This window comes from Candidatus Thiodiazotropha sp. AKAK2 (genome assembly GCF_058244685.1).
Genome location: NZ_JBSYOP010000012.1, coordinates 25,115 through 41,314 on the forward strand (window position 1 = coordinate 25,115; position 16,200 = coordinate 41,314).

Below are 16,200 nucleotides of genomic sequence, written 5' to 3' on the forward strand. Positions count from 1 at the left end.
ACAATGGATGTTCAAGCCACTGAAAGCTCAACCATTGGAGTATTCGCCAATAGCCGACAGGATATCGATTACGAGCTCAATACATTGGGCGCTTCCGCCTCACTGATCACCCCGGCAGGACTGTTCCACTGCAAACCGGGACTGCTACGAGGCGAAACCCGAATCGATTCATTCAACAACATCATCGGAATCTCCGATGTCCGCAACGCGGAGTGGAAAGATTTCTCAGCCCATGACCTGGAATGCCGTTACGGCGCAAAATGGCAAGGTTTTGGAGGAAGCTTCAAAGCAGGCATCGGTTTGCGTGACTATCTTGGAAAAACAGATGACGAACCTGGCGGAAAACATATCAGTATTGAAGGCATTGGCGCTCTGATTGCCTACGACAGCAATCATATTGATGTCGATCTATCCTGGCAACGGGCGGTCCACGACTACACACTTCAGAATCAGTCCTCTTTTATCGACTACGACAGTCTGATCGATTTTGCTGAAAACACCACAGAAGCGACCGTTAAATACCGACATTTATATCTCCACGGTAAACATCTCAGCGGCAACAAGGATAATGTCTATACCACCCCGGTCTTTCCCGCCAACAGCTTTGAGTTCGATCATACCGATGTCGCTCTGGGCATTTTGTTGACGCCGGAATCTGATGGATTGACATTAATCGCGCCGATCTTTGGCGGTGGATCCTATCGGGGTTCATTCAATCCGTTGGAGGGTGACGATCTCCTGAAAGGGATCGAGCTGGCAGGGCGACTAAAGGGCATTGATATCGAACTGACTTTTGTACGACACGATGGCGAAGGTCATCGCCCCTATCTTCCAGCGACCGAAAACCTGACCGAAACGAAAGAGAGCAATCGGCTGAGTATCGGATTCAGCTGGGAGGATTGGAGTCTGACCGTTGAGAACGTCAAATCCAACCACAAGGCCAATGCACGCATAGCCGACCCTCTGTACGCGGCCATTCTTGGCGGTTTCGGCCCTTATAACAACAAACGGGATGAAGACAAATGGACCATTTCGCTCTCCATGCCGGTCGTCAGGAATATCACCGCCGACCTATCCTTCTACCACACCACAAGAGAGGATCAGCAATACAACCATCCCCAGCATAACTACATAGAGCGGGGCGGGAGCATTCACTTCAAGATGGGGGTGTAGATGGGATCAGGCAGAAACCGCCGCCATCACCTTGTTCACCTCAACCCGATTGCGCCCGTTGGTTTTGGCCCGGTAGAGGGCCTTGTCCGCCGAGGCAATGACTGAATCCGGGGTCTGGGAGGATGCCAGACTGACCGAACTGTAGAGCCCGACACTGATGGTTACCTGAATCGTCTGCTCTTTGAACACCACTGACTCTGCCGCCAAGGTCTGTCGCAACTCTTCTGCCAGCCGTATCGCACCCTCGGGCGGCGTATCGGGCAACACAGCGAGAAACTCCTCACCACCTATGCGACCGACGATGTCCTCCTGGCGCAGGCGTCCCTTGATGGTATTCGCAACCCGCTTCAAGACAAGATCACCAGCCTGGTGTCCATAACGATCATTAACCTGTTTGAACAGGTCGACATCCATGATCATCAGACTCAACGGCTGAGCTTCCGCTTCAGCTTTGGTAAACAGCTTGTCCATCGACTCAAACAAGGCACGGCGATTGAACATCCCAGTGAGTGGATCGATCAGCGCCATTCTGCGATTCTGTTCGGCACCCTGCTCCACGGTTGTCAGAACAAAGCCGAAGGCAAGAAAGAACATCCCCAGATAGTTGATCATGTAGAACAGGGTTGTCAAAACATCCCTGGATTGAAAGGGCGTAACCTCATGCCAGCCCAGCAGGAAAGACATCCCCCGATAGGCCATGGTCACCATACCAACGACACAGGCGAGAGACATGATCATCCGGCCCCGCCCGACAAAGGTATTGCCCGGCCTCACCAGCGCCCAAAGAATCAGCGCGATCTGATAACTGATAATGAACGAAGCAATGATCAGCCTTGAGTGCCTGTCATCAATCAGTATCAGGCTGACGACCAGCATCAAAGCAACCGGCGTGATGTAGAGTGCCGGCTCCATCTGCGCCCGCCGACTGCTGAGCACCGCTTTCAATACCAGGGTCAGGGTCAGCGCCCCCAGCATATTGCCGAAGCCAATCGCCAGCAGATCGGGAAGCACCCCTTTCGCGCCCAGCACCAGATAGTAGCCGCTATTGGTTACCAACCCCCAGGCCAGCAGCTTCAATCCGGGTATGGATTGGCGCAGCGCAACGATCATCACCGCGAGTGTCATCGACAGATTGGTGACGATGCTGACGAAATAGATGGATGGAATATCGAGTGTCATGCGAGGTCAGATCAGGTTTGCTCTCGACTAGAAATAAAATGCAATTCAACAACTAAAGCGCATCCCTCGCTTGATCGCATCTTAGTTGAAAAGCACCCACTTTAACAGAACTTAAAACCAACCCTTAAGGCTATAAACAGAAGCACTTAAAGAGTGCGGGCCGGGTGGTGCTCCTCTAATCCAAGTGCAAACCATCCACTCCTGTCATCCATCAAAGTTTGAAATAGACCGGTCGATCAAGCGTTATCCCCCCGGTCAGTTCCCGATTGATTGAAACGGTTTTGGCAAACGAGCCGGGATTATAGTGATTGGGTGGGTGTTCGGTTTTGAGCCAGCCCATTTTCTGATAGGTATTGGCCACCATCTGGGCACAGAATGAGTTCAGCATGCCGCTATCGATATCCACCTGACCCTCTATCCAATGCAGAAACTCCTGTTTGGTCGGCGGAAACGGGGTACCGTCATACTCATACATCACCGACCACAGCTGTTTTTCATCAATCTCCACACCCTGCAACCCGGCAAAGGCAAAACGGTATTTGGAGCCGTCAGGGGATGGATAATATTTGTCCAGATTGGCCAGATAGTCTCTGAGCACCAGCAGGTGGGTACCGGGATGGTCCGGATTTGACTCCTTATCGATCTGATCATCCATCTTATCCACTGTATCGGCCGTCCACAGGTAGAGCTGGGGATCATCATGAAAGCGGACAATCATTGCCGAATGGCTGAAATCGGTATGGTCCACCTCTTCAATCAAACGGCTTTCAGCAGCCGTTCCGCTGCAGAGTAAAACAGACCCGCAGGTAATCGCGGTACCCAATTCATCCAGCGTTTTGAGTGTTGCCGGATCATAACTTTCCGGTTGTTTATGCAACTTAACCGCAACCTCTTCCGCTGCTTCCAACACATCTTTCATTATCACCATATCAAGCTCCTTTGGATTGCATCATCGGCGGTGGTGAATCACATCTATCGGGCACACCAAGCCTCAGGCCATGTCAGCTTTGCGGCCATGCTCTCTGATAGTTTAGGAAGGATTTGATTAATTATTGCCTTCAGCATCCCGACACGGGGTAATAATTACTGAACCGGCAGCCAAGTATGTCGTATTCAACCGGAGTCTGCTGTAGGCCGGGACCCGAACCGGGTTTGGCTCAGCCAACCCATAGCATGAGAAATCAAACCGAGCCTGTATGGCTCAGTGATCCTCAAGTTCCGGCAGCTCAGAACAGATCGTGAGATTCTCAGCAACCTGTAACTGCTTGTTGTTGCAGATACCGATACCGCTGCTGCTGGCACAACAGATCACCGCCTGGTAGTTGTCACTTGAGTGAGCTACCTTGAGATCCATTTTGCCGAGGATGTCGGTGGCGTGAAAAGCGACCAGATAGGCTGAAGGATGGTGCCTGAAACCCAGCTTGGACGGTGGTAGATGGGGAACTGCATCATGCACATTCACCACTCGCAGGGTTGGATGGCGAGTCTGTTCACCATAGAAATCGACAAACGCCTTGTTGCCCACCCTGGGCGAGGCAAAATTGATGTTCTCTGCGCGGATGTCAGGACTGGAGATGGCCAGGTCGAGCGTGAACAGCTGACAGAGTGCTCCACCCAGACTGTGCCCCGTTATATAGATCTCACTGAGCGGTCTGGATGAGTGCCGATACTTGTCGATCAAGGCAAACAGCTGAGCCTGCATTGAAACTACAGATCCATTCCGGCTTCTGTAAATATCGTTGAATCCCGACTCAACCCGAACCGGATCCGGCACAGCCGCATTCGACTCAAAGGGGACAAAAGCTTGTGGCTCCACCCCGCAGTCATCGAGCATGTCGAGTGTGCTGTCTGTACCACGAAAGGCAAACACATATTGCCAGGGGGCGGATCTGGTACGAAACACCACACCATAGGTTTCAACCGTCTTCTCCCGCCCGAACAGGGAATCCACACCACTCCAGGAATCGATCAGCTCAAAGCCCGCTGGCGCGGCCACCTTGTCCACCGCACACTGGGCGAGCTGAGTTTCCGAAAGGGCGTTATAGGCCTGGATACTGCATTCAATCAGAAGCTCAATACGTTCAACATTCAACTTACGGATGTCATTTTCAGAAGCCATTGCATTACCTTGCACTGTGACTGTTACGAATTCGGGCCTGTTAACACGAATCCAATACGTCCTGTTGCGCCTGAAAAAGCACCCATCAAGGCGCGAGGAGCGTAGTTTGGTTACTCCAAATGAGTGACGAGCAACTCCGAGTGGCGCTTTGTCAGGCGCAACCCAGATGGCTGGGGCTGATTTGCGCCCAGCGGCGTTATCATTCGCTCATGTAGAATAACTACACGACGCTCATTCTGCCTTGCTGGGCACAAAACAGACCCAGCAGGGCGTATTGGATTCGTGTTAACAGGCCCTAAGAAACGCAGAGCCTCTGATGAATCGATCGATCCGCCATTCGCCGTGATGCATTATAAGTGAATGAAGTCAGAAGTTGCGTAAACCTAGATTGCACAAACAAAGCGGGCAATCCGGTATAGAGCGACCAGGATATTAAACGGCAGCCCATCCGTTTCTTTGAGTAGAGTTCACTCTGCAACCGATAAAAAGGCGCACCATACTGAAATTCTAACGGTTTTTATTTACCGGAGGGCTGAATGAGAAGCAACCCATCAACTTGCCCGAAGTCTGGCCGATTGCACTCAGGCCCGATCAAGATTGAAACTGATCACATCCCGTATATTGTCGCTTCCCGTCAACACCATCATCAATCGATCGATACCCAGTGCAACACCGGCACAGGGGGGCAGACCTTGCGCAAGCGCCTGCAGCAACCACTCATCCATCGGGACACTCGGCCGACCCTCTTGATGTCGTTGGCTATTATCCTTTTCGAAGCGACGCTGCTGCTCTGCAGAATCATCCAACTCATGAAAACCATTGGCAATCTCAATCCCCGAGATATAGAGCTCAAAGCGTTCAGCCACTGCAGGTGAATCGCCACTGACTTTTGCCAACGCCGCCTGACTGGCCGGATAGTCATAGAGAAAGGTCATCTTCTGCTGACCCAGGCCAGGTTCGATCAGATGACTCAGCAACAGATTGAGCCAGCCATCCCGGTCCAATATCAGCGCCTCGATACCGGGCAGACGATGATCGATGGCCGCCGCTCTCAACTGTTCGATGGTGGCGTTGTGAGGATCCACTTTCAGGCTTCGCTGGAAGGCTTCTGCATAGCTCAACCTCTCCACAGGAAGCACTTCATCACTGAGAAGGTTGACCAGCTCAGCCACCTCATCGATCAATTTGTGATGGTCAAAACCGGGGCGATACCACTCCAGCAGCGTGAATTCAGGATTGTGTCGATTCCCCAATTCCCCTTCGCGGAAGACTTTACAGATCTGATAGACCGGCCCACTGTCGGCGCACAGCAGACGCTTCATCGGAAACTCAGGGGATGTTTGCAGGTAGAGGGGAAGACCTTGTGCAGCTTGCGGGCCGGTGAATCGGGTCTTGAAACTGTCGATGGCCGGATCGGTGGTGGCGAAACGGGAACAGACCGGGGTCTCGACTTCGAGCACCCCAGCCTGCCAGAAAAACTCTCGAATCTCCCGCAGCACTCTTGCCCGGCGACGCATCATGCCAAGGGAGGCCGAGGGTCGCCATTGATCCAAATGGTTCATGGCAGGAAAATCAGATCGACCTAATCATCCTTGGCTCGGGAGACATACTCACCGGAGCGGGTATCCACCTTGATCGACTCACCAATCTGCACAAACAGCGGCACCCGAACCACAGCACCGGTCTCCAGGGTGGCCGGCTTGCCGCCACTGCCAGAGGTATCGCCTTTCAAACCAGGATCGGTGTCTGAAACACTCAACACCACGAACTTCGGTGGCTCGACAATGATCGGTGTGCCATTCCACAAGGTCACCATGCAGAGATCCTGCTCCTTCAGCCATTTGGAGCTTTCGCTCACCGCAGCACTGTCCGCACTCACCTGCTCGAAGCTCTCCGGATCCATGAAGTACCAGAACTCGCCATCGTTATAGAGATATTGCATGTCGGTCTCATGCACATCGGCGCCTTCCACGGATTCACCCGATTTGAAGGTCTTTTCCAGAACCCGGCCAGTTTTCAGATTGCGAATCTTGACCCGGTTGAAAGCCTGCCCTTTGCCAGGCTTGACGAATTCGTTTTCAATAATAGAGCAGGGGTCGCCATCCAGCATGATTTTCAGACCACCCTTAAACTCATTGGTGCTATAGCTAGCCATGTCATCCTCACGAAACATTTTAATTGCGGCGCACATCATACCTGAGACGGGCGCCGGTGTGCAGTTACCCGCCTGGCAAACGGCCCTGGCGGAGGCATTCAATGATCCGCAGAGCCTGCTCAGCTATCTGCAGCTCAAGCCGGAGAACCTGGCCGACCGCCAACTCGCACAGCATCAATTCAGCCTCAAGGTGCCGCGACACTACGCCGATCTGATGACCAAAGGGGATCCGCTCGATCCGCTACTGCGCCAGATACTGCCCTGTCGTGACGAGATGGTCGACGCGCCTGGGTTCATCGACGATCCAGTCGGTGACCTGCAGGCGAAGCAGCAACCAGGGCTGTTACACAAATACCAGGGCCGGGTACTGATCCTCACCACCGGCGCCTGTGGGGTGCACTGTCGCTACTGTTTCCGGCGCCACTATCCCTATCAGAATGGCACCGCGACCCCGGGGCAGTGGCAGAGCATCCTCGACACCATCCGCCGTCAAGCTTCGATCCGGGAGGTGATTCTCAGTGGTGGCGATCCACTGATGATCCATGACCAGCGGTTGGAAAAGATGCTGGCAGAACTGCAAGCATTACCACAACTCAAGCGTTTGCGACTGCACAGTCGCCTGCCGGTCGTGCTGCCGCAACGCATTACCCCGGGGCTGCTCGAGTTGCTGAGCAGCAACCGACTGCAGAGCGTCATGGTGCTGCATGCCAACCACCCCAATGAGCTTTCACCAGCGCTGGCAGAGGCGTGTGAAAAAATGCGTGCCGCCGGGATCACCCTGCTCAACCAGTCGGTGCTGCTGAAGGGGGTGAATGACGACGCAGAGACCCTGATCAGGCTCAGTGAAGGACTGTTTGAGATCGGTGTCCTGCCCTACTACCTGCATCTGCTCGACCGGGTCTCCGGGGCGGGTCACTTCGAGGTCGAGCCTGATCGGATCGAACCCCTTAAGGCGCAGCTGTTGCACCAGCTGCCAGGCTACCTGGTGCCCAGGATGGTCCGGGAGATAGCCGGGGAGGCTTCAAAAACCCCGGTTTAATCCCAATTCACTGCTGACTTATTCTGATAAAGATTTGAGAAAAGAACGCACAAATCATCAGACTACCAATCAGGAGGGAGAGTAGCTCCCCTCTCCCCTCGCGGGAGAGGGGCCGGGGGAGAGGGGGAGTACCCGACAGCTCCATCAATCACCTGAGCTTCACCCTCTCCCCAACCCCTCTCCCATCAAGGGAGAGGGGCTTTTAAGGTCACTTCTGAATCGATTGAGAAATAACGGGAGAACCTTGATCACACACGCCATGTTCCGCCTTGCGGCTATCCGGCCTGCGACAACCCATTAAGCTCCTCCATCGGCCAACGAGGCGTAACAGAAAAGCTCAATCCGTCGTGCTCACCGGCCATCAGCCGCTGGCACCCGGCATAGGCGATCATCGCCCCATTGTCGGTGCAGAACTTCAACCGAGGATAGTAGGCCGCCCCACCCTCCTTGGCCATCATCTCACCAATCCGTTCCCGTAAGCGTTGATTGGCGCTGACACCACCCGCCATGATCAGGCGCTTGATGCCGGTCTCGCGGACCGCACGCCGACACTTGATCATCAAAGTGTCCACCACCGCCTCTTCGAAGGCGCGGGCGATATCGGCCCGGGTCTGCGGTGGAATCGGCTCACCCTCCGCTTTGGCGGCATCCTGCAGGGTGTTCAGGGCAAACGTCTTCAAGCCGCTGAAACTGAAATCGAGGCCGGGACGGTCGGTCATCGGGCGGGGAAACCGGTAGCGCTCAGGATTCCCCCGGGTCGCCAGTTTGGAGAGCTCCGGTCCACCCGGATAGGGCAGATCCAGCAGTTTAGCGGTTTTATCGAAGGCCTCACCGGCCGCATCATCCAGGGAATCCCCCATCAGCCGGTAGTGACCGACGCCCTGAACCTCCACCAGCTGGGTGTGTCCTCCGGAAACCAGCATGGCGATGAAGGGAAACTCGGGAGGCTCAGCTTCCAGCATCGGCGCCAGCAGATGCCCCTCCATATGGTGCACACCAATCGCCGGAACCCCCCATGACCAGGCCAGACTTCGCCCCACCGAAGCACCGACCATCAGCGCCCCGACCAGACCGGGCCCGGTGGTATAGGCCACCCCGCCGAGACTCTCCGGGCCAATATTTGCATCCGCGAACAGCTGACGGATCAGCGGTAACAGCTTCCGCACATGGTCCCTGGAAGCCAGCTCCGGCACCACCCCACCATACTCTTGATGAATAGCAATCTGACTGTGCAGAGCTTCCGCCAGTAACCCCTGATCATGGTCATATATCGCAACCCCGGTCTCGTCACAGGAGGTCTCAATACCTAAAATTCGCATAGTGATGTGGATTTAAACCGATTTATTTACGCCACACCTTTGCAAACTGGGGTGGCAATGAGTAGAATTCCCGCCTTTCGATTGTCGGCGAAGCTAAAAGTAGCGAGGATACAGCATAGATGCCAAACGTACACGTTAAAGAGAACGAACCATTTGAAGTTGCCATGCGCCGTTTCAAGCGCTCCTGCGAAAAGGCCGGTATTCTTGCCGAAGTCCGTCGCCGTGAGTTCTATGAAAAGCCTACCTGGGAACGCAAGCGCAAAGCCGCTGCCGCTGTAAAGCGCAACCTGAAAAAGGTCTCTCGCGAGAGCCGTCGGTTCGAGCGTCAGTACTGATCGCTGATCCAGTCAGACCCTCACGGACTCCTCCATGTTGAAACAGCGCATCCAAGATGATGTCAAGACGGCTATGAAAGCCAAGGACAAGGACCGTTTAGGCACCTTGAGGCTGATCACTGCGGCAATCAAACAACGTGAGGTCGACGAACGGGCAGAACTTGACGACAGTCAGGTTCTGGCCATCCTGGATAAGATGATCAAACAGCGCCGGGATTCGGTGGAACAGTATGAATCCGCCGGTCGCCAGGAGCTGGCAGACCAGGAAAAAAGCGAAATCGCCATCATTGAAGACTATCTCCCTGCCGGCCTGAGTGACGAGGAAGTCGCCAGCATGATCGAAAGCGCCATTCAGGAAGTCGGTGCGGCCGGTATGCAGGATATGGGCAAGGTAATGGGCAAGCTCAAACCTCAGATGCAGGGGCGGGCAGACATAGGCAAGGTCAGCGGCCTGGTCAAACAAAAGCTGGCCGGATAACACCCCGCTGAGGCAGTTCTCTCAAGTTTCGGTTATCCTTGCTGTCAGGGCCTCCACTGGAATGGTCGACTGACAACTATGGCAGGCAAGATCCCCACACACTTTATCGATCAGCTGCTCAATCGGGTTGACATCGTCGATGTCATCAACCGACGTGTGCCGCTGAAGAAGGCCGGCAAGGAGTTCCAGGCCTGCTGCCCTTTTCACGACGAAAAAACCCCCTCCTTCACCGTCAGCCCCAGTAAACAGTTCTACCACTGCTTCGGTTGCGGCGCCCACGGCTCGGCGATCGGCTTTCTCATGGAGTACGACAACCTGGGCTTTGTCGAAGCGGTCGAAGAGCTGGCCCAGTCGGCGGGCCTTGAGGTCCCCAGAGAGGGGGGACAAGAACAGGGCCCCGACTTAAGACCCCTCTATGAGCTGATGGAGAAGACCGCCCGCTTCTATCAGCATCAGCTCAAACACCATACCGACAGCCCCACAGCGGTGGATTACCTGAAATCGAGAGGCATGAGCGGCCAGATCGCCGCCAGCTACGGGATCGGTTTTGCCCCACCCGGCTGGGACAACCTGACCAGCACATTAGGTGGCGACAAATCGAACCTGGAGAAGCTCAACAAGTGCGGCCTGCTGAGCGAAAGCAACGGCAAACAGTACGACCGTTTCAGAGACCGGATCATCTTTCCGATCCGGGATCCCCGCGGCAGAACCATCGGTTTTGGCGGCCGGGTGCTGGGAGACGACAAGCCCAAGTACCTGAACTCCCCGGAAACCCCCCTGTTTCACAAAGGCCGGGAACTCTACGGCCTCTACGAAGCCCGCCAGGCCAATCGGGAGATCAGCAACCTGCTGGTGGTCGAAGGCTATATGGATGTGGTGGCGCTGGCGCAACACAACATCCAGAACGCCGTGGCAACCCTGGGAACCGCCACCACCCACGAACATCTGGAGCTGATCTTCCGCAACTGCCCGGAAGTGATCTTCTGCTTTGACGGGGACCGGGCCGGCCGGGATGCGGCCTGGAAGGCGCTCAACACCAGCCTGCCACTGATGCGGGATGGCCGGGAAGTCCGGTTTCTTTTTCTGCCCCAGGGTGAAGACCCGGATACCCAGGTACGTAAAGAGGGCAGCGAGGCCTTTCAGCGGCGCATCGAAACGGCCACACCCCTCTCCGAGTTCCTGCTGCAACACCTCTCATCCCAGGTGCACATGGAGAGTATCGACGGCCGCGCCAAACTGGCCCAACTGGCCAAACCCCACTTGGAGAAACTGCCCAAAGGGGTATTCCGGCAGATGATGTTTGAGCGCCTGGAAGAGCTGGTCGGCCTGAAAGCGGGACACCTGGACGACCTACCAACCACACCCCGACGGAAACCGGCAAAACCGACGCCGAACAAGTCTCAGGCACCCACCCCGATCCGCACCGCTATTGCACTTTTGCTCGATCATCCCCATCTCTATGAAGTGGCCGATGAGGTCTCCGCTGACTGGCAGGGATGGGATAATCCAGGCATCACTATTCTCAAGCAACTACTTGAAATTATTAGAACTCAACCTACGCTTAGTAAAGCAGCTCTGATCGAGCGCTGGCGGGACACAGACTACTTTGCCCATCTCAACAAACTGGCTCAGGCGAACTACCAATTTGACCTGCCTGGGATGGATCAGGCCACAGAGTTTCGTGATGCACTTCACAGATTGAATGCGCAGTTTCATAAGCAGAAACGCCCTCAATTGGGGAATATTCCTCCAAGTGAATTGTCTGAACAGCAGCTTGAAGAGATAAAACAGCGTTACCCGGGAAAGATACAACAGGATGAAAGCAAATCGTAACCCAGAGCGCCCCACCGAGTAACTAGTGCAACAATATAAAAATGTGCTAATATGGCGAGTTCAGTCTCGACATAACCAACCTCGTCTCACAACAAGGTAGAAGATGAACCAGGAACAGCAGCAATCTCAATTGAAACAACTGATTGCAAAAGGCAAGGAACAGGGCTTCCTTACCTACGCGGAAGTTAATGATCACCTTCCTGAAGGCATCGTTGAGCCTGAACAGATCGAGGATATCATCAGGATGATCAATGACATGGGCATTACTGTCCATGAGTCCGCTCCTGACCTTGAAGACAACACCCTGAGCGACTCGGCCGTCACCACCGACGAAGATGCCGCAGAAGCCGCCGCTGCCGCCCTGGCCAGCGTCGACAGCGAATTTGGCCGCACCACCGACCCGGTACGCATGTACATGCGTGAGATGGGTACTGTGGAACTGCTTACCCGCGAAGGTGAGCTGCGTATCGCCAAACGTATTGAAGAGGGCCTGAACCAGGTCTCTGCCGCCCTGGCCACCTTCCCACCCACTGTTAACCTGCTCTGCACCCAGTTGGAGAAGGTTGAAGAGGGTGAAGCCCGTCTGGCGGATATCACCAGCGGTTTCATCGATCCCAACGAACCGGATGAGATCCCTACCCCGGTTCAGCCCCAGGCCCTGAAAGAGAACGCTAACGGGGACAACAATGCAAACAACAATGACGACGACTCTGATGATGACGAACCGGAGAATACCGGTCCGGATCCGGAAGAAGTCGCCGCCAAGGCCAAAGAGCTGCGCAAGCGCTACAACGCCCTCTGCACCTGCCTGAAAAAGAGCGGCCGGGCCAACGCCAAAACCCAGAAAGCGGTGGATTCAGTCTCCGAGTCATTCCTCGAATTCAAACTGGTGCCCGCCACCTTCAATCTGCTGGTCGCCACCCTGAGAGACATCATCGAGCGCATCCGTAATCAGGAGCGCATCATCATGCATCTCTGTGTGGACAAGGCGCGCATGCCGCGGAAAGAGTTCATTGCATCCTTCCCGGACAATGAGACCAACCTGGCGTGGATCGAAGATCAGCTGAACAGTGGCAAATCCTACGCGGAAGCCCTGCAAGAGCACAAAGAAGAGATTCTGCGCACCCAGAAACGCCTGGTTACCATCGAAGCCGACTGCCAGCTGAGCATCGGCGAGGTCAAAGAGACCAATCGCAAGATGTCGATCGGCGAAGCGAAGGCACGCCGCGCCAAAAAAGAGATGGTCGAAGCCAACCTTCGACTGGTGATCTCGATCGCCAAAAAGTACACCAACCGGGGTCTGCAGTTCCTCGACCTGATCCAGGAAGGCAACATCGGCCTGATGAAGGCGGTGGACAAGTTCGAATATCGTCGCGGCTACAAATTCTCGACCTACGCCACCTGGTGGATCCGTCAGGCCATCACCCGCTCCATCGCGGACCAGGCCCGCACCATCCGTATCCCGGTACACATGATCGAGACGATCAACAAGCTGAACCGAATTTCGCGCCAGATGATCCAGGAGATGGGCCGGGAAGCCACTCCGGAAGAGCTGGCGGAACGCATGGAGATGCCGGAAGACAAGATCCGCAAGGTACTGAAGATCGCCAAAGAGCCGATCTCCATGGAGACCCCCATCGGCGACGACGAAGACTCCCATCTTGGCGACTTCATCGAAGATTCCGGTGTGGTATCCCCCATCGAATCGGCCACCGCCGAGGGATTGGGCGAAGCCACCCAAAACATGCTCGCCGGCCTCACCAGCCGTGAAGCGAAAGTATTGCGCATGCGCTTCGGCATCGACATGAACACCGACCACACTCTGGAAGAAGTGGGCAAACAGTTCGACGTCACCCGTGAGCGTATCCGTCAGATCGAAGCCAAGGCGTTGCGCAAACTGCGTCACCCTTCCCGCTCCGACAGACTCCGCAGCTTCCTCGACAACGATTAAACCCGGATTAGAGATAGGTAGCATCACTAGCTATACCGGCGGTGATGCGATCTGTTAGAATCCTGCCGTTTTCGGGCCCATAGCTCAGTTGGTTAGAGCAGGGGACTCATAATCCCTTGGTCCTAGGTTCGAGTCCTAGTGGGCCCACCAAAAATAAAAACAAACATCTCACCCTCTTAATGGCAAGCTTGATTTGGCATTCCCGCGCCAAACCGGGACAGTCAGCAATTGATATTGTCATCGTTCGTTAAAATCCAAGAAAATAAACCACAGGTATATTTTTATTAGTTTAATTGAACCAAAACCTATCATTGGTTCAATAATTACTCTATAAATACACCATGGGTATACGAAAAGACGAAAAATTAAACCGATTGCAGCAGTTGCTTCCTGAGGGGGTGGCCATCCCCAGCTCTTGGCTGTCCGCCAATGGTTACACCCCCCAGCTGGTTCGTAAATATGTACAAAGCGGGTGGCTCAAGTCGCTTGGCAGTCGTGTTTACGCTCGACCCGGTGAACCAGTTACCTGGGAAGGGGTAGTACTTGGGCTACAAAAGCTGGGGCAGTTACAGCTGCATATCGGTGGAGTCACCGCCCTCAATCGCCAGGGTTTAGCCCACTACCTTTCACTCAGCGGCGATGCCAATGTCCATGTATGGGGTAAAGACCGGCCTCCAACCTGGATCGAACAAGTCTCTCTCAATGTAGCGTTGTCATTCCATCGCCGCTGTCTCTTTACCCAGGACCCTGAACAGGCCTGGGTGATGCTGCCGACAAAAGTACGCGACTGGACACTACGCGTATCAGCACCGGAGCGGGCGATCCTTGAAGTTTTGAGTGAAGTGGATGAAACGCCTGCCTCATTTTCGTTTGCCGCAGAGCTCTTTGAAGGGCTGACCACAGCACGACCAGCCGTGGTAAACGCTTTGCTGGAGTCTTGTGTTCACAATAAGGCGAAACGGTTGTTCCTTTTTCTCGCCAACCACTATGCATACCCGTGGACAAAACGTATAGACCTAGACGCCATCGATCTGGGGCGCGGCAAACGCCTGGTCACGCGAGGCGGCAGATTGGACAAGCACTACCAAATAACAGTGCCTGACACCTTCCATGCTAAACCGGAGTAACCCCTATTACCGTCAGGTGGAGCTTGTTATGCGTGTTCTACCGCTGGTGGCACGGGAACCTCGTTTTGCCCTGAAGGGTGGCACTGCAATCAATCTGTTTATTCGAGACCTGCCGCGCCTGTCTGTGGATATCGATCTGACTTATCTCCCTTTGGATAACCGGGAGGCCGCGCTCTCTACAATTGAAGATGGAGTGAAAGGGATTGCCGCTGATGTAGAACGTGTGCTTGCAGATACATCTGTGACTGCGATACCAGGAGAAGGCAATTACATTCAACGGTTACAGATAACTGCTGGCGGTGTCTCGATCAAGATTGAGGTCTCCCCGGTTCTCCGGGGTAGTGTGCTTGATGCGAGTGAAATCCCAGTCAAGGATTCGGTAGCCGATCAGTTTGGTTACGTTGAAACCCATGTTTTGTCGCTGGAAGAGCTGTACGCAGGCAAACTGGTGGCCGCTCTCGACAGACAACATCCCCGCGATCTGTTTGACGTGATGATACTGCTTGAAAGTGATGGCATAACCTCTGAGTTGATGGAGCTGTTCGTTGTCTACCTGATAAGCAGCAACCGCCCAATCGCTGAACTACTTGCGCCAAGACTGCAGCCTCTGCAACCGGTCTTTGAACAACAGTTCCAAGGCATGTCTCTACAGACTGTTACAGTAAATCAGTTGGAATATTCCCGCCGTACAATGATAGAAACCCTCAGGCACCAATTGACTGATCATCACAAGCATTTTCTACTGTCTCTCAAGAGCGGAGAACCAAAATGGGACCTTCTGAAATATACTCATGCACAGGACCTGCCAGCTGTACGCTGGAAACTGCAGAACTTACAGCGCCTGACTTCAGAGCAGAGAGAGGAAGCACTGAGCAAGTTACGAAAAACCTTTGATGATATGACAGAATAACGGAACAAAGTATTGGTTTTTGTTTGATCACTAGAATACTCAACTAATACCAACCATTGTCAACAGGTACTTTCTGTGAAGACACCCTACCCCATTCAGTTTATCTACTGAATAAGTCGTCATTTATCTTGCTGCTTCCGCAGGTCTATTTTGAATTAAGCAGATAATGTCACAGCGGCCCCATTAACTTCGAAGGTTATGCCGTTAGCTGATGAAATGTGTTTAGCTTTTCTTGCAGACTGTGAGTTGAGACATGGAAAGCATCGTGCAGCAGGGGATTAAAGCTGGAAAGAGTCACAAAACGTCAGCGAGTCAAAGCTGTGGGGTGAACAGCTCCCCTCTCCCCTTGCGGGAGAGGGGCCGGGGGAGAGGGGGAGAATGACCCGCATCATTTCACCAAGAATCGATATGATAATAAATGAAGGGTAAAAGCGGCTTTATCTTTGACTCTCATGAAACGCTTCGCGTACACCCTCTCCCCAACCCCTCTCCCGTTGTATAGACCGGTGTCAAGGGTAACAGGTGTTCGGAGACATAGGTAACACGTTGAAGATTCATCGATATGGATTCCTTAAGTCGATT

General features: G+C 54.0%; 14 protein-coding genes and 1 tRNA gene. 9 read left to right on the forward strand and 6 right to left on the reverse strand.

Going from position 1 to position 16,200, the window contains the following annotated elements; all coding sequences use genetic code 11:
* Positions 1-3 precede the first annotated feature (3 nt).
* Positions 4-1,173 (forward strand): hypothetical protein, encoded by a 1,170-nt coding sequence (locus tag AC4IE8_RS03560; RefSeq protein ID WP_490790345.1) that lies wholly within the window; start codon positions 4-6, stop codon positions 1,171-1,173.
* A 6-nt stretch (positions 1,174-1,179) separates the two neighbouring features.
* Here AC4IE8_RS03560 and AC4IE8_RS03565 read toward each other — a convergent pair whose 3' ends face one another.
* From AC4IE8_RS03565 to efp, 5 genes are all read right to left on the reverse strand, one after another.
* Positions 1,180-2,352, reverse strand: a complete 1,173-nt coding sequence (locus AC4IE8_RS03565; RefSeq protein ID WP_490790346.1) for a GGDEF domain-containing protein — start codon at positions 2,350-2,352, stop codon at positions 1,180-1,182.
* A gap of 211 nt (positions 2,353-2,563) precedes the next feature.
* Positions 2,564-3,280 (reverse strand): hypothetical protein, encoded by a 717-nt coding sequence (locus AC4IE8_RS03570; protein ID WP_068988303.1) that lies wholly within the window; start codon positions 3,278-3,280, stop codon positions 2,564-2,566.
* A gap of 273 nt (positions 3,281-3,553) precedes the next feature.
* Complete coding sequence (locus AC4IE8_RS03575; protein WP_490790347.1) at positions 3,554-4,471, reverse strand: lipase family protein; 918 nt, start codon at positions 4,469-4,471, stop codon at positions 3,554-3,556.
* 581 nt (positions 4,472-5,052) lie between these two features.
* Entirely contained in the window at positions 5,053-6,033 is a 981-nt protein-coding gene (gene epmA, locus AC4IE8_RS03580; RefSeq protein ID WP_490790348.1) for an EF-P lysine aminoacylase EpmA, read from the reverse strand.
* A gap of 20 nt (positions 6,034-6,053) precedes the next feature.
* Entirely contained in the window at positions 6,054-6,626 is a 573-nt protein-coding gene (efp, locus tag AC4IE8_RS03585; RefSeq protein WP_068988641.1) for an elongation factor P, read from the reverse strand.
* Here efp and epmB point away from each other — a divergent pair.
* Entirely contained in the window at positions 6,625-7,665 is a 1,041-nt protein-coding gene (epmB, locus tag AC4IE8_RS03590) for an EF-P beta-lysylation protein EpmB (protein ID WP_083225935.1), read from the forward strand. The genes efp and epmB overlap by 2 nt on opposite strands.
* A gap of 275 nt (positions 7,666-7,940) precedes the next feature.
* On the opposite strand, the gene tsaD is transcribed toward epmB, so the two are convergent.
* Positions 7,941-8,984: a tRNA (adenosine(37)-N6)-threonylcarbamoyltransferase complex transferase subunit TsaD gene (gene tsaD, locus AC4IE8_RS03595; protein ID WP_068988294.1), complete on the reverse strand. Its 1,044-nt coding sequence runs from the start codon at positions 8,982-8,984 to the stop codon at positions 7,941-7,943.
* 119 nt (positions 8,985-9,103) lie between these two features.
* On the opposite strand from tsaD, the gene rpsU reads away from it, so the two are divergent.
* From rpsU to AC4IE8_RS03630, 7 genes are all read left to right on the forward strand, one after another.
* Positions 9,104-9,319: a 30S ribosomal protein S21 gene (rpsU, locus tag AC4IE8_RS03600; protein WP_068988292.1), complete on the forward strand. Its 216-nt coding sequence runs from the start codon at positions 9,104-9,106 to the stop codon at positions 9,317-9,319.
* 34 nt (positions 9,320-9,353) lie between these two features.
* Positions 9,354-9,797 carry a GatB/YqeY domain-containing protein gene (locus AC4IE8_RS03605; RefSeq protein ID WP_068988288.1) on the forward strand — a complete coding sequence of 148 codons (444 nt, stop codon included), beginning with the start codon at positions 9,354-9,356 and terminating at the stop codon, positions 9,795-9,797.
* Between the two features lie 78 nt (positions 9,798-9,875).
* Entirely contained in the window at positions 9,876-11,630 is a 1,755-nt protein-coding gene (gene dnaG / locus AC4IE8_RS03610) for a DNA primase (RefSeq protein ID WP_068988286.1), read from the forward strand.
* A gap of 103 nt (positions 11,631-11,733) precedes the next feature.
* On the forward strand, positions 11,734-13,581 hold the full coding sequence (gene rpoD / locus AC4IE8_RS03615; protein ID WP_068988284.1) for an RNA polymerase sigma factor RpoD: 1,848 nt from the start codon (positions 11,734-11,736) through the stop codon (positions 13,579-13,581).
* A 73-nt stretch (positions 13,582-13,654) separates the two neighbouring features.
* Positions 13,655-13,731: transfer RNA gene (locus tag AC4IE8_RS03620), tRNA-Ile, on the forward strand.
* A 191-nt stretch (positions 13,732-13,922) separates the two neighbouring features.
* The gene (locus tag AC4IE8_RS03625; RefSeq protein WP_490790349.1) at positions 13,923-14,708 is read left to right on the forward strand and encodes a type IV toxin-antitoxin system AbiEi family antitoxin domain-containing protein; all 786 of its coding nucleotides are present in this window, start codon (positions 13,923-13,925) and stop codon (positions 14,706-14,708) included.
* 28 nt (positions 14,709-14,736) lie between these two features.
* Complete coding sequence (locus AC4IE8_RS03630) at positions 14,737-15,618, forward strand: nucleotidyl transferase AbiEii/AbiGii toxin family protein (protein ID WP_490790350.1); 882 nt, start codon at positions 14,737-14,739, stop codon at positions 15,616-15,618.
* Positions 15,619-16,200 lie beyond the last annotated feature (582 nt).